Raw genomic sequence first — 21618 nt, forward strand, 5'->3', positions numbered from 1 at the left:
TGTAATATCAAAATAAAGCCTACCCCTATGATAAAGAATTTTGCCATACTCCAGAATGTGGTTGCGCAAATCGGGGTTAGTTAGAGTTTCAAAATGAAGGCAGTACAAAAAAATATAGGAAACAGGGTTTCTTCTTACCAAATAGTTATGGATTTTTTCTACAAGTTCTGACGTCACTTTTAATCCGCTGATCGCAAGATCTATATCCGAGCCTGGTTTTTCGTTTCCCATGGCTCTGGAGCCGAACACGATAACTTTTTCAATCTCCGGATAGGCTGAAAAAATTTCTATCAGCTGGCTGATTGTTTTCTGAGGCAGGTTAATATGCTTAAGTAGGTGGACAAATATAATTCCTGTATAATCTTGCTTTGCAACAAATCATTGTTTTTTTAAATTTGCATAGCAAGGATATCAGATGAGACGTACGGGTAAAAAATTTATTTCTCCAATTGAGCCGTTGGCATTAAAATGGCTGTCACTTATTGAATTTTCGGATGAAGAGTCAAACCGTACTAAACTCAGGGCTCAAGCAATCCGATTGAGCAACTCTGGGTATAGTATCAGTCAGATTTCACAAATATGTTTGACCACTCAGGAAACAGTTTCGAAGTGGATTGATGGATGGGAAAAATATCAATTTGACTCTTTAATTGATAAACCACGTTCTGGAAGAACGCCGCTGATCCATAGTGAGATGCATGATGAAGTTATTGATATTGTGAAGAAAAATCCAAGACAACTTAAAAGTGCCATTACTGAAATACAGGAAAAATTTGGTAAAAAAGTCAGCGTAAAAACCCTGAAACGGATTATAAAAAAAAAACTGCGTTGGTGTCGAGGACGGAAATCTCTCAAAAGCAAACGCAATGAGAACGAGTTCAGGGAAGCGCAAAAGGAAATTGAAATCTTGAAAGATGAAGATCAGGCAAATATCATTGACTTGTATTATTTTGATGAATCTGGCTTTACCGGCGTGCCTGAGATTCCATATGCCTGGCAAGATGAGGATGAGCAGCTTTTGCTTCCGAGTGGAAAAACCTCAAGAATCAATGTGTTGGGATTCTTGAATAAGCAAAATGATTTCTTTCCTTGCGTTTTTGACTGCTCAGTTACTTCAGATATTGTAACCGCCTGCTTTGATGCGTTTTCACGTTACATAACAAAAAGAACCATTGTTGTTCTGGATAATGCTCCAATACATCACAGCGCCATTTTTAAATCTCAAATTGGGACATGGGAAGAAAGAGGCCTTTTTCTATACTTTATCCCCAAATATTCACCGGAGTTGAATCTGATTGAAATTTTATGGAAACATATCAAGTACTTTTGGCTATCAACATCTGCTTATAAAGGATTTGAATTTTTGAAAACTGAGTTGAATAATATATTGGCAAGCGTCGGTAAGGAATTTACAATTTCGTTTTCTTAACCTGGATTTATATTTGTCCATGTACTTACCAGTCACTCCTACTCCTGCGCTTTAAACCATTGTACAAGGGCTTTAACTGGTGACGCATATTCATATTTAATTGATCTATACGCCTCGGAAGCAATTTTTTCGTCATATGTGTGGGACAGCAGGTTTCTTTTCCCCAGCATATCCAGCCATATTTCTCCAGCTGAAATAAGTTGATACTGAAAGGCCTGCTTGATTACATCCCTTGGGAATTGGCAAGCTACACCTTGTGCTTCAAGATAATCCTTCATGGTTTTCCAGGAAAGATCAAATGTGAATTCAAAGCTTTGAATGATTCCCTGCTGTTCAATATCACTCGGCGTTTTAATAGCCAACCCCCGTTGTAATTGTTCAAAGGCTTTGTTTAAATTTTGAAATCGCTGCCGCCACCGGATGTTTTTAAAATTATCCATCTACCCTCTTATTATACATTATTGTGGTTCACTTCACTTTTTTTTGTAGATTATAAATTTTGGCACAAGTTATCAACCCCCAAAAAGGCAAACTTCGAATTCCGGGACAGCATACGTAATTCCATCCACAAGTTAAAACAGAAGAGGTCAGACTCGATATTTTGATATTCTACTGAGATCAAATCCATATGGCAAGAAAACCAAGATTACATTATTGATGCCGGGTTTAAAGGCGAGATCCTCCGCACCCATGCCACCAAAGCCCTGCTGCCCCCCATGCTCCGGGGTGCCATGTCTTTTTCTTCCCGGTTCGACGCTCGGATCCGGGACATGCAAGCCCGGGTCGACGACCCGTCCCCGTCGAAATTCCGCTGCACCTGCTGTCAGACAGCGAAACGCAACATGAGCCAAAATTTTAATGCGTTTGCTCTGCTGACCATATTTCATGCTCTTGATAATCTTTTCATTTTTTGCTATATTTTCTCGGTAAAAAAAAGAAAGTTCCTATCCGTAAAAAGGGGGCATGTTCCTGTAATCTCAGGTCATTCCCTGGGCCGTTTTTCAAATGCCTTCAATATTTAAAGGAGTTTTATCCATGCTTTACCTGACCCCCAAAAAAATGACCCTGGCCGCATTTGCCGCGGCCGCTCTTTTTCTGTTCACCGCCTTTGCGGAGGTGGCCGACGCCAAGTCCCGTTCCGGGGGGCGCTCTTTTAAAAGGCCCTCCCAGACCTCGAGGCAATCCACCCAGGCTGTTCAGCAAAAGCCTGCGGCCTCACCCCGGGCCCCCATGTCCGGCGGCTCCTCTTTGATGCGGGGGCTGGCCGGCGGCATCATGGGCGGAGTCCTGGGCGGCCTGCTCTTTGGTGGCCTGGCCCACGGCATGGGCATGGGCGGACTGGGCGGCAGCGGCATCGGGCTGTTTGAGATTCTTCTGATGGCGGGACTGGCATATGCGGCCTTTCGGATATTTACCAGGAAAAAGGCCCTGGCCGGCCATGGAAGCAATGAGGCCCCCGCGGCCGCCGGTTTTTTCTCCGGCAGTCCCGGACAAACCGACCCGGAGGCGGATCCCCTGGTCATGGGGGTCAAGGAAATCTGGGCGGTGTATCCCTCCTTTGATCCCGAAGGGTTCAAGGAAACGGCCCAAGACCTCTTCTTCAAGGTCCAGGCGGGCTGGACCCGGCGGGATACGGCGGTCCTGGACCCCTATGTGGGAGAGCAGCTTCTGGCAGAATATGACCGCCATTTCCGGGAAATGCGGGAGCAGGGCGTGATCAACCGGCTGGAAAATATTGCGGTGCGCAGCGTGGACCTTACGGCTGCAGGGGTGGACGGTCCTGAGATGTTCGTCACGGTCCGGTTTTTGGCCAACCTTCTGGACTACACTGTTGACGAAGCCACGGACCGCGTGGTTTCCGGAAATCCGGACACCGTTGTCAAGTTCAGGGAAGAGTGGACCTTTGCGGCCCCGGCCGGGATCCCGTCCTGGAAGCTTGAGGGCATCGGGTCCTGACCCGGATCTGGTCAGGGGGGCAGATGCCTGCCTTTCTCTGCCCCTGGATGCAGACCTGCTGGCAGCACAGATTCTGGTGGTCCAGCGGAAAGGCGCCCACAGACTTCTTGGCCGGCGTGAGCCGCCCTTTTCCGAAACCCATAAATCCTTTGACCCCTGTTACGGACAATATCACATGATTCTGCTCTTTGCATATCTCTTCCTGGCCCTGGGGGTCTCCTTCATATGTTCAATCCTGGAGTCGGTCCTGCTTTCCACTCCCCAGACCTTTCTGATGGTCAGTCAGGACGAGGGGCACAAGTGGGCCGAGGCCTTCACCGAGTTTAAAAAAAACATTGACAAGCCCTTGTCCGCCATCCTCTCCTTAAACACTGCCGCCCACACAATCGGGGCTGCCGGCGTGGGAGCCCAGGCAGTCAAAATTTTCGGTGAGGCCTCGTTCGGATGGATTTCCGCACTTCTGACCCTTCTGATCCTCGTCTTCACTGAGATTATCCCCAAAACCATCGGGGCCCAGTATTGGAGCAAGCTATCCAGGGTTTCAACGGCCGGAATTCATGCTGTCATCTTCATGACCTATCCGCTGGTCTTCATCTCCGCTGCCATCACTAAACTGATATCAACCTCCGGAAATGTTCGGAGTACCAGCCGTGAAGAGATTGCAGCCCTGGCAAGCATTGGGGTCGATGAGGGGATCTTTTCGGAAAAAGAGTATAAAATCATTCAGAATATTCTGAAGCTCAAAAACGTTAAAGTTAAAGAGATCATGACCCCAAGGGTCGTGGTGACTGCGGCTGACGAAAGTCTGACCCTGAAGGAGTTTCTGGCAAGCAAAAACTATTTGAAATTTTCCAGAATCCCTGTATATGCCGAAAAGCCCGAGAATATTAAAGGATACGTATTCCGGCAGACCGTATTTGAAAAACTGGCCGAAAACCGGCATGACCTGACTCTCAGGGATATCAAAAGGGAGATCCTCATTATTCCCTCTACATCTGCCCTATTCTCGCTGTGGGAGAAACTATTGGAAAGCAAGGAACATATCGCCCTCCTCGTCGACGAATACGGCGGGCTGGACGGAGTCGTTACCATGGAAGATATTATTGAAACCCTTCTGGGACTTGAAATCATAGACGAGAAAGATACCATCACCGACATGCGCAAATATGCCAGAGAACGTTGGGAAACGCGGCAGGCCAAGTATAACCTGCTGGACCGTCTGGACTCTGGCAAAGATTGACCCGGGCGATGGCTCAGATCTGCCACCCAGAACCTTGTACAAATTGACCAGGTTGCTGAGCCAGGCCAGGCAGATGATGATGCCACCCTGTTCGGAGACAAAAAGGGTCCCCTGGGAATCCAGGACCGAAAGGAAATTATTCACGCCTGAAATGGATCTGGGCTGATGGTGCTTATTCCGGCAACCGTAGAATGACTAATTTTTAAACAGGCGCTTAAAATACTTCCTGAAAACACAAAACCGATTAATATTGTGCAGCTATTTGAAAAGATTCCTGTCTTAGGACGGACTCATGGGGAGAAAAAGGGCTTAATGGCGAAGGAATTGTACATCCATGACATTTAAACCATCCATAGCGTTTAGGGCCAAGGCCAAAGCCGGGGAGGCAATGGTGGAGGCTTTTTTTAAAAAAAACGGAAAGCAGCTGGGTGTGAATCTTCATACCCATGAAGGACCGCCACTTATTTCGTGGGCCAAAATAGGATCGGACAAAAAAGAGACGTTGGTTCTGATTCATGGGTTTGGAGACAGAAAAGAAAGTTTTTATTTTATTTCAGAATTTTTAAAAGAAAAGCTAAATCTCATCATCCCGGATTTGCCTGGATTTGGAAATTCCGGTATGGACCCGCAACTTGTTTATAGTCTGGATAATTATACAGATTGGTTCGGGCGATTTATTGAACAAACCGGACTGGACTCTTTCCATCTTGCCGGTTGTTCCATGGGGGGTGCCATTGCCGTAAAGCTTGCGGCCCAATTCCCTTCCAAAGTCAAATCCTTATCTTTGGTGGACCCGGCCGGTTTTTACCTGCCCGGCAAACACTCTGTTTACGATGAGGCGGTGGCCGGATCCAATATTTTTCATATAAATTCTCCCGAGGATTTCGAAACCTTACAATCCAGAATTTTTAAAAAAAGCCCGCCGCTTCCTGCTTGTGTCAGGGAGTATATGATTTTGAAGGCCATAGGGGACCGGCAGTGGTTTGCCAAAATATTTGATGAATTGATGGATATGGAGTCAATAAAGTCCGGCACAATATCCCTGGAACAGGCCTCGTTAAACCATCTTTGCAAAGATATGACCATGCCTGTCATGCTGTTTTGGGGGCGCCATGATTCTCTTTTGCCGTGGGAAACAGCGCCGTTTGTAAATGAGTTGCTTCCCCGTTCACAGGTTCATATATTTGATGAATATGGCCACGCGCCCCATTTGGAAGGCCCCCGGAAACTGGCCGAGCGCATGCTGGATTTCATCAGGGATGAAAAAATATGACCCCCCCACCTGACAGCCGCCCCATACAATATCCTCTCCGCCCCGCCCTTGCCGTGGGCGCCGTTGTATTCAAAGACAACAGGGTGTTGCTGGTCAAACGGGGGAACCCTCCGGCCAGAGGCGTCTGGGCAATACCCGGCGGCAGTGTGGAATTGGGAGAAACCCTTCAAAAAGCGGCTGAAAGGGAAGTTTTAGAGGAAACCGGCATTGTCATCAAGGCCGGGGAACCCGTATTGTCATTTGAATCCATTCACAGGGATGACAATGATCGGGTCAGGTTTCATTATTATATTGTGGATCTTGCAGCCACTTATATCAGTGGAGAGCCCTCTCCCGGAGATGATGCCCTGGATGCCGGGTGGATCTCCGGAGAAGCGCTTGGTCGTCTTAACGTCAATCCCATCACCCTTAAACTTCTTCGCCAGACCTTCAACTTCCGATAACCGCCATGGGCTGACCTGGTCTATTACCCAGGCTCAACCCATAACAAAACATGAACGTCTTATGGTTCCCAAAGGGAGAGCAGTTCGGGTAAAAATTTACCCCCGGGTCCGTCAAGGACAATTCCCCGGTCGTGCCCGGCGGCAAACTGCCTGAAGGGATTATCGCTGAGGTTGATGTCCACAATGACCGCTTCAGGATTTCGGGCGACCATCATGCCGATCTGCATGGGAAGGTTTGTGGCGCCTGCTGTGCCCACCACCAGGAGAAGATCGGTGGATGTGGCCCATCCCATCGCGGATTCGGCCTTGTACCAGGTTTCGTTGTAACATTCATCAAACCACAGGATATGGGGCCGGGCAAGGCTGCCGCACCTGGGGCAGGTCAGCAGTTTTTTTTCTTCCTCAGTAACCGGCTGGTCTTTTTTCTTATCTACGATGCCCTCCGGGAATTCAAAAAGCCTTGGGGTGCATTCTCCTGCACACCGTGTATAATTAATGTTCCCGTGGATCTGAAAGGTTCGTTCAAGGCTGTTGCCGGCCCGTAAATGAAGACCGTCCACATTCTGGGTGATCAGACAGAATCTGTCTTTGAAAAGTTCTTCCATCCGGGCAATGGCATGGTGACCTGAATTGGGTTTTGCATTTTTACACACGGTATGCCGGTAAAGGTACCAGGCCCAGACTTCCCAAGGGTTTTGGGTAAACATGCTGTGGGTGGCCATCTCTTCGGGCCGGTACTCTCTGGACCCCACAGTCCAGTACCCTTCAGGCCCCCGGAATGTCGGGATGCCGCTTTCAGCTGAAATCCCGGCCCCGGTTAAAACGGTGATCCGTTTGTTGTTATCCTTAAACGGCTCAAGCAGCTTGGCTGTATCCATCTTCCTGCCTCCTTGTTTGTGTCAATTGATAAGTGTGATGCAAATACCTTTCTGTTGATCAAATTACATAACAAATTTATATGATGATCGTCACGTTTAACCCATATCAAATTTTTCCCAGCTGGCCGCATCCGGCACTGACGGACCTGCCTTTGCTCCATCTTTTGATTACAAAAATCCCTTTGTCGGTGAGCGTTTGGGCAAAGTCATGCATCTGTTCATCACTGGGGCTTTGATGGTCAAAACCGGTTACGGGGTTGTAGGGAATCAGATTCAGGCGCACGGGCAACGGGTGGATGAAGCGGGCCAGCGCCTGGGCATGCTCCCTTGAGTCGTTTACCCCTTTGATCAGGATATATTCAAAAAGAAAGACCCCCCTTGGGGGCAGGGGGTACGCGTCAAGGCTTTTTTTCAGTGCAGCAAGGGGCCAGTGACGATTCACCGGCATCAGGGCTGACCGGGTGGCATCGTCCGGTCCGTTTATTGAGACTGCCAGGCGGATATTGGGCAGATTCATCAGTGCCAGGCGCTCAATCCCCGGCACCACGCCGCAGGTGGAGATGGTCATGTGGCGCAGGGCAATATCGCATCCTTTCTGGCTGTTGAGCACCCTGACAGCAGTCATGACCGCATCAAAATTGTCAAATGGCTCTCCCATGCCCATAAAAACAATATTTTTTATATCATGGCCAAGGAGATGCCGGGCATTAAACACCTGGCCCACAATTTCGGATGTTGTCAGGCTGCGTTTAAATCCCATGCGGGCGGTCTGGCAGAATTTGCATCCCATTTTGCATCCCACCTGGCTGGAGACGCAAAGGGTATTGTGCCGGGTCATGGGGATTATGACGGATTCAATGGCCAGTCCGTCGGACAGGCGGGTAATGAATTTAACCAGGCCCTCTTCTTCAATGGTTTTTTCCACCCGGCCGGGTAAAAGGCGGATTGCCTTTTCAAGCGCACTCCACAGCCTGGGAGATCCTTTGAACTCCGGGGCGTGGCCAATATCGGTCCCCCCTTTTTTAAACACTTCACGATACAGCGCTTCGGCATGAAAAGGCCCTTTGCCGTATTGTACCTGCATGACATTGACAAGTTTATCCAAGGGCAGGCCAAGGATATCTATCTTCTCTTCTTTCAGGGAGTTCATGAACTGACAGGTACCATTATAATTAATGTGCATCACTCTGATAAAATGTTTGTATTTGACACATCGTCATAGATTTACAATATTGATCAGGTTCAATCAATGATGAATTGAAAATAATACCCATACCATAGAGAGGAATGAAATGACGGATTCGCTGGCTATGCTGGCCCTGCTGATCGGCCTGGAACTGGTTCTTGGTATAGACAATATTCTCGTAATCTCCATCCTGGTCTCAAAAATTGAAAAGGCGAAGCGGGATTTTGCCAGAATCCTCGGCCTTGCCCTGGCAATGGCGGTACGTATTCTCATGCTCTTTATACTGCTAAAACTGGCGAGCCTTACCAATCCAATTATTTTGCTGTTTTCGATTCGAGATCTCATATTAATGGCAGGGGGCATGTTCCTGCTTTGGAAAGCAGTATCCGAAATTCATCACACCATTGAAAAGGAGGAAGAACTCGACGAAGAACATTCAGGCGCCTCAGTTGTTATGACCGCCGTCGTTTCCCAGATCGTACTGCTGGATATTGTCTTTTCGGTAGATTCGGTGATCACCGCCATAGGCCTTACCGACAAAGTATGGGTGATTATCACCGCTGTGATTGCCTCTTTTGCCGTGCTGCTTTTCTTTGCAAAACCTGTGGGGGAGTTTATTCTCAAGCGTCCATCAATTAAAATCCTGGCGCTCTCCTTTCTGATAACCATCGGTATCACCATTTTCATGGAAGGGATGCACAAGCATGTGCCCAAGGCCTATATTTACCTGCCCATGGGGTTCGCTCTCTTTGTGGAGGCCCTGCAACTCAGGTATGAACATAACAAGGTCAAAAAGAAAAAAGTCGGCTCCCCTTAAGGGCCATGGAAATATTAAAATTTCCTTTTCCATGGCTGTATTGCTGCTTTCAGCAAATAACCGAAAAGAGGGGGCTTGAATTGTTGGCGCCCAGTGCCCATGGGATGCGCAGAACCTAAATTACCCGAGGTTGAGAACGATTTTAACGGTATCACCGGCTTTCAAATCACTGGCCCGTTTTAGCCTGTTGAGTCGGATCAATTTTTCTACTGATATTCCATTGTATCTTTTAGAAATCTTCCAAAGCGTATCGCCGGGCAGGACTTTGTAGTAAATAACGGTTGTCTGGGCGGGTCGAGGCATTAAGGTACAAATTGCGCCGGAATTTTTGTGTATGCGCAATTTCTGCCCCGGATGGATCTCACTTCCTCTAAGGCAGTTCCAACTTTTCAATTGTTCAACCGAACATCCATGCTGTTTTGCGATACTATAGAGGGTATCTCCCTTTCCTACCCGATGGCAAGTCTCTGCGTCGCGAGCAGAATGGGTCCCTTTGGGTTTGATGGCTATGGCTGAGCTGGTTTTGGGATCCAGAGATCCCATGCCTAAAGCGATATAGGATTGGGAAAGTATACTGCCGACAAATCGATTTCTCACGGACCTGCATGCAACACCCAACGCAATGGCGATCATCCGTCGGCCGTTTTTTTCCGAAGTGGCCGCCAGGCAGAATTTCGCATTATTGGTGAACCCTGTTTTTAATCCGTCCACCTCTTCATAGGTTACCACAAGTGGGTTATGATTTCTCAGCCGTATGCGTTTTCCACTTTGCGAGATCACGGATTCACCCATGCGGGTGATTTGCAGCAACTTATCATATTTGAGCATTTCCCTGCAAAGCAGAAGAAGATCCGAAGGAGTGGAATAATTGTCATTATAACTGTTCCGAGCGGGCATGCCCGTGGCGTTGGAAAAACCCGTTGACGCCATGCCCAGTTGTTTCGCGCGCCGGTTCATGCGATACACGAAATTTTTTTCAGTACCCCCCAAATACTGGGATAAAAGATATGTCGCATCATTGCCCGAGGATATAAGGGCTGCTTTCATTAGGTCCTCCACGCAAAGAGAGCGGCCTGATTTCAGCCCGACCATGGAGCCTCCCACACGGGTCGCTTCCGGGGTGACCCGAATGGGCGTATCCCAGGATATTTTCCCGGCACGAATATCTTCAAAGACCAACAGCCCCACCATCATTTTGGTCAGGGATGCAATGGGATACGTGTGATGCATATTCTTATTCCATACAACGGTGTCTGTAGAAAGATCGTACAAAAGTCCGGCCCGGACCGCCTGGTCGTTAATTCGAACCCTCGGGGGGAGTAAAGCCGATTTAGATTGTGCGGCGGAAGCGGCATATCCTTGAAATAAAAGTAATATAAATGTAAAGAAAAGAATATAAAACCGTTTCAAATTGTGTGATTTTTCTGTTTGCGGCATTATCACAAGATATTTAAGGTAAATAAAGAATGGCCTTTTTATTTGACAAAATATAGGCGGATCAATCTTTCGTGTCAAGTGTTAAGCCAAACGCGGCATGCAAAATATCGACACCCATAGCTTACTAAAAAATTAAGCTTTTTACCATAGAACAGTACAAAGAGTTGATCTGGGCCAACCCTCAAGCCGGGTATGTTTATGACAATCGTTGATGAGCTGATTTTTTACATGCCCTTGCCCTGCTCAAGCGGTTGATACATTGAATTTTTGAATCATACCTGATAAATATAATGGCTTAAATTTTTAAGGGGATACACAATGCACTACGAAGGTATGATAATCAGGCCTCCCAGCGAGGCGAACAGCATACTGCTCCAGGTTACGCTGGGCTGTTCCCATAATAAATGTACCTTTTGCGGGACCTATAGGGAAAAACGCTTCAACATAAAAAAAGATGATGTGATCTTTTCAGACATAGAATTTGCAAGGGCGCACTGCCGTCGGCAGAACCGCTTGTTTCTATGTGATGGGGATGCTTTGATCCTTCCTATGAAACGCCTGGTTCCCATCCTTGAAAGGATCCGGGACCGGCTGCCCTGGGTGGAGCGGGTGGGCGTCTATGCCAACACCAAAAGCATCAGGATGAAAACCGATGAAGAGCTGGCCCTGCTTCACAACCTTGGACTCAAGATTGCCTACATGGGCCTTGAATCCGGTGACAACAAGGTGCTTGAAGCCATCCGCAAGGGTGCGGATGCGGATAAAATGATCGCCATGGGAAAAAAGTTAAAAAAGGCCGGCATCAAGGTTTCGGTCACGGTTTTGCTTGGGCTTGGTGGCCGCAAAGGTTCCTTGGACCATGCCCGGGAGACCGGCAGGGTACTTACGGCCATGGACCCTGACTTTGTCGGTGCGTTAAGCCTGATGCTCATCCCCGGCACAGAACTGCATGACCAGTATGTCAAAGGAGACTTTCAGCTGCTCGGGCCGGATGAGATGCTCACCGAGCTTGGGGCCATGATTTCTGCCACCAACCTGACAGACGGCCTTTTCCACGCCAATCATGCATCCAATTATTTACCCATACGGGCGCATTTGCCCCGGGATAAAGAAAAAACCCTTGAACTTATATCCCGGGCCCTGGACGGCAAAGTTGCGTTGAAACCCGAATATATGAGAGCTTTATAATTTTTAAATTTTTTACAGGAGAACTATCCATGGCTGATGCCGAAAACAACAACCAAGACCAGCTCACCGTCAACACCATCCGCGCTCTGTGCATGGACATGGTCCAGAAAGCCAATTCCGGGCATCCCGGTGCCCCCATGGGCCTGGCACCTGCCGCTTATGTGGTTTTCAAACACTTTTTAAAACAGAACCCGGCCAATCCATCCTGGGTAGACCGGGATCGTTTTGTTCTGTCCGGCGGGCATGCATCCTCATTGTTGTACGCTCTTTTATATCTGTTTGGCTACGGGTTAACCCTGGATGACTTAAAAAATTTCAGACAGTGGGGCTCCAAAACCCCGGGACATCCCGAGTACGGAGAGACTCCGGGTGTGGAAACCACCACCGGTCCCCTTGGACAGGGCGTGGCCAATGCCGTGGGCATGGCCATTGCCGAACGCCATATGGCGGATCGGTTCAACAAGGATGACCAGTATGTGATTGATCATTACACCTATGCCATCTGCGGTGACGGGGATCTCATGGAAGGGGTCGCGCTTGAAGCCGTTTCCCTGGCAGGGCATCTGGGGCTTGGCCGTTTGATCCTCATTTATGACGACAATCAAATCACGATCGAAGGCAAAACCGGCATCGCGTTTACCGAAAACACCCGGGCCAAATTCGAGGCCATGAACTGGCATGTGGTCGAGGTGGCGGACGGCAACGATCTTTCTGCCATTGAAAAGGCAATTCGGTCAGCCAAGGATGCGGTTTCCAGGCCCTCGTTAATAAAAATTCGTACGCATATCGCCTATGGCAGCCCCAGCAAACAGGATTCACCGGATGCCCACGGCTCACCCCTGGGTGAAGAAGAGATCAAAGTGGTGAAAAAATTCTATGGTCTGCCCGAAGATAAGGATTTCTATGTGCCTGATGAAGTTCTGGACAACACACGCAAGGCATTGGCATATGGGGAGGGGTATGAGAAAACCTGGCAGGAGGCGTTCACAAAATTTAAGACCCTCTACCCCGAAGACGCCAATCTGTTTGTGGATGCCATCACAGGGTTTTTAACCAAAGGATGGGACAAGGATATTCCTGTGTTTAAGCCCGAGGACGGACCTGTGGCCACACGGGCTGCTTCAGGTAAGGTGCTCAACGCCATCGCACCGAACCTGCCGGCTTTGATGGGCGGATCTGCCGACCTTGCGCCTTCCAACAAAACTTACATGACCTGTGCCGAGGAGTTCCAGAAAGAGGTGTGGGGCGGCAGAAACATTCGTTTCGGCGTCCGGGAACATGCCATGGGTGCCATCATGAGCGGCATGTACCTGCATGGCGGGGTCCGGCCCTTTGGCGGTACCTTCCTGGTGTTTTCCGACTACATGCGGCCAGCCATCCGGGTGGCATCCCTGATGCGGCTGCCCATCATCTATGTGTTTACCCATGACTCCGTGGCCGTGGGCGAAGACGGTCCCACCCACCAGCCCGTGGAACATGTGGCTGCGCTGCGCGCGATTCCCGGGCTTACCGTAATCCGGCCGGCAGATGCCAATGAAACGGTCTTTGCCTGGAAAAAGGCTTTGGGCACCTTGAACAGCCCCACGGCCTTGATTCTTTCCCGGCAGAAACTGCCCACCCTGGATCTGTCCAATTCAGACGGAGATATGATATGGGGCGGATACACCGTAAAAAGTGCGGGCAAAACCCCTGATATGCTGATCATTGCCACGGGCTCAGAGGTTCACATCAGCGTGGCGGCTGCAGATATTTTGGAAAAAGAACACAATATCAAGGCGTCTGTGGTTTCCCTGCTCTCCTGGGAACTGTTTGAACAGGCGCCTGTGGCATATAAAGAAAGAATGTTACCCGCCTCCGTTACCAAACGCCTCACCGTTGAGGCCGGTATTTCAATGGGTTGGGAAAAGTATGCCGGCAGCCAGGGTAAATGCATCAGCATTGAACGGTTCGGCGCATCAGCCCCGGGCGGCAAGGTACTTAAAGAGTTTGGTTTTTCCGTGGACAACATCGTAAAAACCGCCCTGGAAATGTAAATTAAAAGCGAATCAGGGGGGATTAAATAGACAGATGCAGTTTTCAATTAAAACCGGGGCCAGGACCCAGATGATGGACATTACCGCCCAGGTCCGGGACATTGTCCGGCAGTCCGGCGTACGCAACGGCCTTGTGCATGTATTTTCCATGCACACCACAGGTGCTGTGACTATTAATGAAAATGCGGATCCGGCAGTGCCTGTCGATATTTTATCCTGCATCAACAAAGTGATCCCCTTTGATGACAATTTCAAGCACATGGAAGGCAATTCAGCGGCCCACATAAAGGTAAGTCTGTTCGGACCCTCTGAAACCGTTGGCCTTGAAAATGGAAATCTGGTCCTGGGTACCTGGCAAAGTCTTTTTTTCTGCGAGTTTGACGGGCCCAGAACCCGAAAAATCAACGTGACAATTGTCGGCGCATAACATCTTCAATCATACCGGCTCAGTTAATTTTATCCGGTATTAAAAATTGCCCCGTCAAGCCTTCGAAATGGAGATGAACACAACGTGGCCGATGTTATGATCAAGCCCGCATATTTCTTTTTCCCATTATTTTATTGAGTTATTTCCTCTATCAATTTTTTTGCGTCACTGGCCCCGGGGAAATTATCATTAAGCTCCAGGGCCTTGGACAGCTCTTTGAGTGCCTGCTGTTTTTCCCCTTTTCCGTAATACGCCAGCCCTAAATGGTAGCGGATAATGGGATGGTTTGGTTGTTTTTCCAGGCAGTCCAAAAATTCGGCAACGGCATTTCCGTACAACCCTTTTTTATAATAGGCAAATCCCATCGTATCCATGATGCTCGGATCTTCGGGATAAAGGGCTTTCGCTGTTTTTGCCAAGGCCAGGGCCTCGTCAAATTTATCTGTCCGGCTTGCCAGGTAAAATGACAGATTGTTGGCGGCGGCGGCATAGTTGGGATTGATTTCAAGGGCTTTACGGTAATGGGTTTCTGCGTCATCAAATTTGTTTTCCGCTTCAAGAAGGACGGCCAGCAACATATGGGGCGGGGCCAGTTTATCATTTTTTTCAATCATGGTCAGATATTGTTTTTTTGCGTCCTCAATATTTTTCTGGGACAGGTATATTTTTGCCAGCGTTCCGTAGGGACTCAGATAATCCGGGGCAAGGTCAACGGCTTTCAGCAGTTCTGATTCTGCCTGTTTCATATCCTTCTGGGCCAGATAAATATTTGCACGGGTGCTGTGCACAAGCGCTTTTAAATTATTGTTATCCGTGAATGCATCCATCTGCTGAGTACACAGGGCATGGGCAGTATCAAATTCTTTCTGGACCACGGCGTTTCTGATTCTCAGGGTAAATACGTCAATGAGTTTGTTGTTCAGGGACCAGGCCTTTTCCAGCAGAGGGGCTGCCTGGTCAAATTGCCTCAGCGCAGATTTTAAGTAGGCAAGCCGGTAATATCCTGCCGGATTGTCAGAGCCGATTTCAATCATTTTTTTATAATCGTCTTCAGCTTCCTTAATTTTTTTCAGGGCCACATAGGCGTTACCCCGGAGCATATAGGCCCGATAGATTTTGGGATCAAGCTTAATTACCGCGGTGGTCTGATTTACGGCAAGATCATAGGCGTGCTGGCGCAAATAAATTTCAGACATCAGCAACCGGGCCTGGGTATACTCCGGTTTCAGCTCCACCGCCTTGACCAGGGCTGATGCCGCCTGGTTCGGCTCCCCTATTCCGATATAAGAAAGGCCTTTAAAATATTGAACCCTGTGGGCATTTGGTTCTTCCTTTTCAAGGGCGATAAGGATATTGAGCGCATCCTGATATTTTTTTTGAAAAATCAGAATTTCGCTTTTCAGCATTCTGGCATCCGGCAACTTGGGCCGTTTTTTGAGAATGCCGGCGACCAGGTTCTCCGCTTCGTCTATTTTTTTCTCCTTGTACAGGAATCTTGCCAAGATCATCTGGCTATTGCTGTCTTCAGAATCAAGAGCAGCGGCTTTCCTGTACAATTCAAGGGCCTTATCCTTTTGGTCCGTCACGTTATAGAATCCGGCCAGTATAACCATGGACCGGGGAGTATCCGGTTGGATCTCAACCGCCTTTTTAAACGCGGTCTCAGCTTCTTGGAAATTTTTTGTTCTCAGATAAAAATTACCCAGAAGAATCTGGTGCCCTGGATTTTCAGGATGCTCTGCCGCTGACAGATGTAATTGTTCCTCTGCTTTATCCAATTGTTTTCGCAGAATATAGAACTGAGCCAGGACGTTTCTGGGCGTTGTTGTATCTTTGCCTGATTCCACAGCTTTGAGCAAAAAAGCTTCAGCCTCGTCGAATTTTTTTTGGCCGGCTTTTATGGCGGCCATGGCATGGAGGGCTCCCACATGGCTGTTCTGGATTTCAAGAATTTTTTCAAAAACAATCCGGCCATCTTCAATCTGATTCTTTCTGATCAGAACCTGTCCTTTGAGAAAGAGCGCGTCCAGGTTTTGGGGGTCCTTTTTCAGAATATTATCGATCCTGGCCTGGGTTTCCGGCAGTTTTTTATCCAGAAAATAAAATCTCGATAATTTCACCAGGGCTTCAATATTTTCCGGATCAAGTTTTTCTACGCTGGAATAGAGGGCAAAGGCCGATTTTAACTGCCCTGTCTTCATGAATGTGTCGCCAAGCTTCAAAAGGACTGCCGTATCTTTATTGTCTATCTGGAGCGCGTTCTTATATTCTATTTCAGCCTTTTTATACTCCCTTGCATCAAAGTATTCGTCACCCTTTTTTACATGGGCTGCTTTTTTTTCGTCCTTGTTTGCGCATCCAAATCCGGTGCAAGTAATCAATGTGATGAAAATGACTAATATAATTTTGGAACAGGTTTTCATGAACAACCTCTTTAAAAGTGAATTGGCTTTTTAATTACTTTATGATAACGCTCAAATGTTAAATACAATTTGTATTATGGGATACTCAGTATTGTCAACGAAATAAAAATTTCGACATTGTAGGAACATGGAACGAGATATGCGGACGCGGTATTTGATTTTAAACATTTTGGGGACGCTGTTTTTTTTGTGCTTAACCCAGGGAAAAACGTATGCCTGGTTTCATTTTTCCGACACATGCGAAAATTGTCCCGTTTTCGAGTCGCCCCGAATCGCAGAGGAGGTCTCCAAAACCTATGCCTTTCTGCCGAATACCCCGGATGCTGACTCAGAAATCCGCCTGTATAGAACATTTTCTAAAGAGTCGTCTCCGGCAAGCGCCGGAGAGCTTAAGATTGATATTCCTTTTAATCTTTTATCCGCATCAGAGACAAACGTTCAAGCCTCGCTTGACCGCCGGATTGCCGCAAATCTCAGGTTAAAAAATCTTATAGAGCAATACCGGGCGCTACAAAAACGAAATGCCGAACTGTTAAAGGATTTGAGCATCCCTTATCTTGAGGCAAAAAAAAGCCGCAAAACAGCGGCAGCGGTATCTGATGCCAAAGAATTGGTGCCTGCCGACAGCCTGAAACGGGAAGTGGCAGAGGTGATTCTTTTTCAGACCGACGGAAAAGTAAGCCTGCCTGTTCAAGAGAGCCGAGATCTTCAGCCGGTCCAGGCAGAAAAAAAAGGCAGGGAGGATTCAATGCCTGCCCTTGAAAAATACGAGGCGTTGAGTTTAGAAGAGGTGTATTCGAAAAATCCGGTAGGCAGCGGCGCATATCACCAAACCTATGGCCGGGATACGGAAGTACCTTCGATTTTTTCCTTGGGACTCAAGCTGCTGCAGGCTCTGGCAAACAATAAAATTGAAATTCTTTCCTGGGCGGCTGTTATGGCCGTTATCGGTCTGGTCGGTCTGATTGTGGTGAAACGATGACGCGTAAACGCAAAAAAATAGCTGTTGCCGCCACAGGCGTGTTGATTTCCGCTTTAATGATAGGGATCCTTGTGGGCTGTTTTTTGATCTGGGAGTTTGGAACGCCCCAGGATCATTTTGAGAATCAAGGCGACCAGGCTTTTGAGCGCGGTGATTATGCCGATGCCCTTCAATACTGGCTAAGAGCAAAGGAGCCGGTCGGGCAGTCCGGCCGCGTATATGCGAAGATGGGCGCCGTTTATCTGAAATTGTCCAACCTGGACCAGGCTGAGATATGCTTTAAAAAGGCACTGGAAAAAAATCCCGAAGATGTTGACACGCAACAGCAAATTATCCGGATCGCCTTGGTTCGCGGGGATACGGCAGCGGCGGGAAATTTGTTGTCAAAGCGTCTCAAGAACCATGATTCAGATCCCCTCCTTTTCATGCTTTCCGGCGATCTTGCCATGCTACAGACTGAATTCAAAACGGCAGAAGCGGCTTATGAGAAAGCTGCAGCGCTTTTACCCGGCCAGATTGGCCCCAGGCTCAAGCTGGCCATCTGTTTTCAGGAACAAAAAAAGGACGTTGAGGCCGAAAAGATCATCACCCTTTGCCGCACCCAGGGTATTAAAACACCCATGGATCTCATGCTTGCTGCAGATTATTATGCCCTTGCAGGAGATGATACCAGGGCCGAAAGGTACCTCCTCATGGCCGTGGATTCAGATCCTGGAGACCTTGAATTTAAAACCCGGCTTTGCCTGTTTTATCGCGTTGCCGGGAAGTTAGAAAAGGCAGCGGCCTATTTAAAAAAACTAATTGCCGAGTATCCTGAAAATACCGGATTTAAAATGATGCTGGCCGATTTTTATCTTGCGATTGAAGAGATGGCAGGCGCCGAAAAGCTGCTGGATCAACTTGCCCAGGCAAGCAGGGATGCGCCGGGGTATCATCTACTGATGGGAAAATTCTGGTTATTCAAGGGACTGTACTCCCATGCCGTGTCATATCTGAAAACCGCATTGGACAAAGACTACGGCCTTTTGTCCGCCCATTATCTTCTGGGCGTGGCCTATTTTGCGGGGGGCCAGAGTAAGCTGGCTGAAAAAGCGTTTCTTCAGGCACTGATGCTGGACCAGGATCATGAGGAGTCCATATTTGCCATGGCTGCGCTGAATTATAAGCGGAAGGATTACGGCCTGGCAGACCAATATGCGGATCAATTTCTGGGACGGGAACCGTCCAGTGCCCGGGCCTGGAAGCTCAAAGGGCTGTGCGCCCTTGGCCGCAGGGATCCTTCCTGTGCAACAGGTCCTTTGTCCAAGTCGTGGCATCTGGGAGACGTTTCGGCCCACTTTTTTCTGGGACAGGCCTTTGAGGCCCAAGGCATGGTTCAGGAGGCGCTGACAGCTTACAGCCAGGTCTTTGAAGATGCACCCCTCATCTATCCGGCCTTGTACGCGTATGCCCGGCTCGCTTCAGATCAGGGCCTGGGAGAGAGGGTCTTTGAAAAGATAGATGCGCTGGCGGGTCATGACGCGAATCCGGCTGTTTACTATACTGCGGCAAAAATTTGCCTTGGGCTCAAAGACTATGACCGATGCCAGGCATATATAGACAAAGCCATGGCGAAAAAAGAGGTGTCAGGTCCTTTTTTTCTTTTGCAGGCAGCACTTTTTGAAGCGACAGGAAAGGATGACGGCGTCGAGAAAACACTGACCGAATGCATAACAAAGCTGCCGCAGTATGTCGGGGGGTGGCTTAAGCTGTCAGCGTATTATATGAAAAAACAACGGATATCGGATGCCGCACAGGTGATGGAACAGGCGCTTAATTCCTTTCCGGATCACCCTGAAATTAGAGGAAACCTGGCCTGGCTGCTGCTGGAAGAGGAGACCGATTTTGACCGGGCCCTTGATTTGGCAAGAGAAGCCTATGACAAACTGCCGGGCCAAGCCTGGCTCATGGATACCCTCGGGTGGGCCTATTACCATAAAAAAATCTATTCCCAGGCACAATGGATGCTGGAGCAGGCCGAAGAATTAACGCCTGGAAACGGAATGATCCAGTATCACCTGGGCATGGTGCTCTACCGCCGGGGAAAGCTTTTTCAGGCCAAAACAAAACTGGAATCAGCTCTGAGAGATATATCGCTTGATACGCGGCAAAGGGATGAAGCTGAAAGCCTGCTTGCAGGATTGAAGGGAAAAGAGGGGTTAAAAGATGAAGGGGGAAATATGATATTTAATCCCGAGGCCACCCCTTCCCTGGATTTAGAATCTCAAATACCTTTGGAAACAGACGAGAGTGAAGATATATTAAAACCGGACTGGCGTAATATGGATTCAATAGGATATTAAACCGGTTTACTCCGGATCCTTTCATCTTATCCTCTATTTTTTATATGAAAGATCTGTGTAACCTACACAGATCTTTCAACCTTCGTTGTGGGCTATGTCTGGCAGTTGATATGCCAGGTCAGCCCATGGCTGTTCTTAAAAAGAAAGGCGGCATGCTGTCAGTCATAAAAAAATTTTTAACAGGCATGGTTCACAATTGGCCCGACAATACGGATACCGTATCAGGTAGCTCTGCCCCCGGCCCCTGGTACGGCGTGGATCTGGACGGAACCCTGGCGGTCTGGGACGAGAACTCAACCCTTAGTCGTATCGGAGCCCCCATACCGTCCATGGTGGATATGGTCCTACGCATGGTGGACAACGGCATCCGGGTTAAAATTTTTACGGCCCGAGCGTGTGACCCTGCCCAAATTCCAAAAATCCAGGCCTGGATGAATCAGAACGGGCTGCCGGACCTGGAAATCACCAATGTGAAGGATTATTACATGGAGCGTCTGTATGATGACCGGGCCATACGTGTGGAGCGCAATACCGGCAGAATCCTTTGATCCCTCACCGTCCGGATACAGCGGATGGAAACAGGGTGTCGGTTTTGCCGGTAATATAATAGGCTGCAAGCCCGGTCCATTCAGTTGCTGCCGTGACCAGCCTTCCCAGATTCCGGGAAAAATTAAGGCCTAATCCGAACTTCCTGTCAGGTCGGGTATAATGATCCACAGGATAGGGAATCACGGACCACCCAAGGCGGTTAAAGACCCCGACAGACCGGGGAACGTGTGCGGCTGTGGTCACAAGCACCCAGGTCTGCCCGGGTTCAGGATGAACCATGTTTTTTGAAAACAACCCGTTTTCATAAGTATTTCGAGATTGATCCTCAAATATCATGCCTGAGATATCCAGGCCCATATCCATAAATACCTGTCGGGCCGTATTTGCATCTTTCCATTCCTGATGCATGGGGCTTGCTGACCCGCCGGTAAAAAGATGCACCGCATCCGGATATGCTCTGACAAGACGGGCAAACCCGATATACCGGTCAGCGGCATCGTTTATTTCAGGTTGATGCCACAGATGGGTCAAAAAATTGTTTTCCGCTCCGCCAAGTATGATAACACCGTCCACTTTTTCCGGCAGGACCGGGTTTGTGGAAAATCTGTGCTCCAGGGGAGCCAAAAGAATAGTTCCTAAAGGAAAAACAGTGATAACGAGCATCGACAGCACCACACACCCAAGCATCCATTTTGCCTTTTTCTCTGCTCCTGAAAACAAAAACAACATCCCCATTACGGCAAAAGCAACCAAAAGAAAATCCGGGCGGATGAACATCCAACCCAGCTTTGACAACCAGAAGAACAATGACCCTGCCATACTCAACCTCTCCCGAAAAATTGAACTCAGACCCGGCTCAAAGAGCCGGTTTTTTCTATGCCATACTATATCAGTCCGGTTTTCTTTGGTATCCCAATATTTTAAAAATATAAATTACATTTTAGTCATCCGGGCATTAAGCATTGATCCGGTTCACCGTTTAAGATAATATACGCAGTCATAATAAATATGAATT

Annotated in this window: 20 protein-coding genes; 12 read left to right on the forward strand and 8 right to left on the reverse strand. The window is 48.3% G+C overall.

Features of this window, described 5'->3' with window-relative positions:
• Positions 1-351 (reverse strand): nucleotidyltransferase domain-containing protein (locus DESPODRAFT_RS20365; RefSeq protein WP_083843626.1); only part of this gene is annotated, 351 nt, incomplete at its 3' end.
• A gap of 64 nt (positions 352-415) precedes the next feature.
• On the opposite strand from DESPODRAFT_RS20365, the gene DESPODRAFT_RS11035 reads away from it, so the two are divergent.
• Positions 416-1429, forward strand: a complete 1014-nt coding sequence (locus DESPODRAFT_RS11035) for an IS630 family transposase (protein ID WP_004073560.1) — start codon at positions 416-418, stop codon at positions 1427-1429.
• Between the two features lie 38 nt (positions 1430-1467).
• Here the strand turns inward: DESPODRAFT_RS11035 and DESPODRAFT_RS11040 are convergent, their stop codons facing one another.
• Positions 1468-1869: a nucleotidyltransferase substrate binding protein gene (locus tag DESPODRAFT_RS11040; RefSeq protein ID WP_004073561.1), complete on the reverse strand. Its 402-nt coding sequence runs from the start codon at positions 1867-1869 to the stop codon at positions 1468-1470.
• 147 nt (positions 1870-2016) lie between these two features.
• On the reverse strand, positions 2017-2316 hold the full coding sequence (locus tag DESPODRAFT_RS20060; protein WP_004073567.1) for a hypothetical protein: 300 nt from the start codon (positions 2314-2316) through the stop codon (positions 2017-2019).
• Positions 2317-2464: 148 nt separating this feature from the next.
• On the opposite strand from DESPODRAFT_RS20060, the gene DESPODRAFT_RS11050 reads away from it, so the two are divergent.
• The 4 genes from DESPODRAFT_RS11050 to DESPODRAFT_RS11065 all read left to right on the forward strand — a co-directional run bounded on the left by DESPODRAFT_RS11050 (position 2465) and on the right by DESPODRAFT_RS11065 (position 6341).
• A complete protein-coding gene (locus DESPODRAFT_RS11050) occupies positions 2465-3385 on the forward strand; it encodes a Tim44 domain-containing protein (protein WP_004073572.1) in 921 nt (306 codons plus the stop codon).
• A complete protein-coding gene (locus DESPODRAFT_RS11055; RefSeq protein ID WP_216593999.1) occupies positions 3366-4625 on the forward strand; it encodes a CNNM domain-containing protein in 1260 nt (419 codons plus the stop codon). The genes DESPODRAFT_RS11050 and DESPODRAFT_RS11055 overlap by 20 nt, the downstream gene beginning before the upstream one ends.
• A gap of 334 nt (positions 4626-4959) precedes the next feature.
• Positions 4960-5898: an alpha/beta fold hydrolase gene (locus tag DESPODRAFT_RS11060; RefSeq protein WP_004073574.1), complete on the forward strand. Its 939-nt coding sequence runs from the start codon at positions 4960-4962 to the stop codon at positions 5896-5898.
• Entirely contained in the window at positions 5895-6341 is a 447-nt protein-coding gene (locus DESPODRAFT_RS11065; protein ID WP_004073575.1) for an NUDIX hydrolase, read from the forward strand. Before DESPODRAFT_RS11060 ends, DESPODRAFT_RS11065 begins: the two co-directional genes overlap by 4 nt.
• A 59-nt stretch (positions 6342-6400) precedes the next feature.
• Here DESPODRAFT_RS11065 and DESPODRAFT_RS11070 read toward each other — a convergent pair whose 3' ends face one another.
• Positions 6401-7219 (reverse strand): SIR2 family NAD-dependent protein deacylase, encoded by an 819-nt coding sequence (locus DESPODRAFT_RS11070; RefSeq protein ID WP_004073576.1) that lies wholly within the window; start codon positions 7217-7219, stop codon positions 6401-6403.
• Positions 7220-7325: 106 nt separating this feature from the next.
• Entirely contained in the window at positions 7326-8369 is a 1044-nt protein-coding gene (gene rlmN / locus DESPODRAFT_RS11075; protein ID WP_040015953.1) for a dual-specificity RNA methyltransferase RlmN, read from the reverse strand.
• Positions 8370-8511: 142 nt separating this feature from the next.
• Here rlmN and DESPODRAFT_RS11080 point away from each other — a divergent pair, with 142 nt between their 5' ends.
• The gene (locus DESPODRAFT_RS11080) at positions 8512-9222 is read left to right on the forward strand and encodes a TerC family protein (RefSeq protein WP_004073582.1); all 711 of its coding nucleotides are present in this window, start codon (positions 8512-8514) and stop codon (positions 9220-9222) included.
• A gap of 120 nt (positions 9223-9342) precedes the next feature.
• Here DESPODRAFT_RS11080 and DESPODRAFT_RS18695 read toward each other — a convergent pair whose 3' ends face one another.
• A complete protein-coding gene (locus DESPODRAFT_RS18695; protein WP_004073583.1) occupies positions 9343-10659 on the reverse strand; it encodes a D-alanyl-D-alanine carboxypeptidase family protein in 1317 nt (438 codons plus the stop codon).
• Between the two features lie 318 nt (positions 10660-10977).
• Here DESPODRAFT_RS18695 and DESPODRAFT_RS11095 point away from each other — a divergent pair, with 318 nt between their 5' ends.
• The 3 genes from DESPODRAFT_RS11095 to DESPODRAFT_RS11105 are packed head-to-tail and all read left to right on the forward strand — an operon-like array spanning position 10978 to position 14307.
• A complete protein-coding gene (locus tag DESPODRAFT_RS11095; protein WP_004073584.1) occupies positions 10978-11847 on the forward strand; it encodes a radical SAM protein in 870 nt (289 codons plus the stop codon).
• Positions 11848-11876: 29 nt separating this feature from the next.
• Entirely contained in the window at positions 11877-13880 is a 2004-nt protein-coding gene (gene tkt / locus DESPODRAFT_RS11100) for a transketolase (RefSeq protein WP_004073589.1), read from the forward strand.
• Between the two features lie 34 nt (positions 13881-13914).
• Positions 13915-14307, forward strand: a complete 393-nt coding sequence (locus DESPODRAFT_RS11105; RefSeq protein WP_004073591.1) for a secondary thiamine-phosphate synthase enzyme YjbQ — start codon at positions 13915-13917, stop codon at positions 14305-14307.
• Positions 14308-14438: 131 nt separating this feature from the next.
• On the opposite strand, the gene DESPODRAFT_RS11110 is transcribed toward DESPODRAFT_RS11105, so the two are convergent.
• Complete coding sequence (locus tag DESPODRAFT_RS11110; protein ID WP_004073593.1) at positions 14439-16730, reverse strand: tetratricopeptide repeat protein; 2292 nt, start codon at positions 16728-16730, stop codon at positions 14439-14441.
• Between the two features lie 154 nt (positions 16731-16884).
• Between DESPODRAFT_RS11110 and DESPODRAFT_RS11115 the strand changes: the two genes are divergently transcribed.
• From DESPODRAFT_RS11115 to DESPODRAFT_RS11125, 3 genes are all read left to right on the forward strand, one after another.
• Entirely contained in the window at positions 16885-17712 is an 828-nt protein-coding gene (locus tag DESPODRAFT_RS11115; protein WP_245531901.1) for a hypothetical protein, read from the forward strand.
• Positions 17709-20054: a tetratricopeptide repeat protein gene (locus DESPODRAFT_RS11120; protein WP_004073597.1), complete on the forward strand. Its 2346-nt coding sequence runs from the start codon at positions 17709-17711 to the stop codon at positions 20052-20054. The genes DESPODRAFT_RS11115 and DESPODRAFT_RS11120 overlap by 4 nt, the downstream gene beginning before the upstream one ends.
• Positions 20055-20179: 125 nt before the next feature.
• The gene (locus DESPODRAFT_RS11125) at positions 20180-20602 is read left to right on the forward strand and encodes a hypothetical protein (RefSeq protein WP_004073599.1); all 423 of its coding nucleotides are present in this window, start codon (positions 20180-20182) and stop codon (positions 20600-20602) included.
• Between the two features lie 4 nt (positions 20603-20606).
• Here DESPODRAFT_RS11125 and DESPODRAFT_RS11130 read toward each other — a convergent pair whose 3' ends face one another.
• Positions 20607-21422, reverse strand: coding sequence for a YdcF family protein (locus DESPODRAFT_RS11130; RefSeq protein WP_004073601.1), 816 nt, complete (start codon positions 21420-21422; stop codon positions 20607-20609).
• Between the last annotated feature and the right edge of the window lie 196 nt (positions 21423-21618).

The organism is Desulfobacter postgatei 2ac9, from assembly GCF_000233695.2.
GTDB lineage: Bacteria > Desulfobacterota > Desulfobacteria > Desulfobacterales > Desulfobacteraceae > Desulfobacter > Desulfobacter postgatei.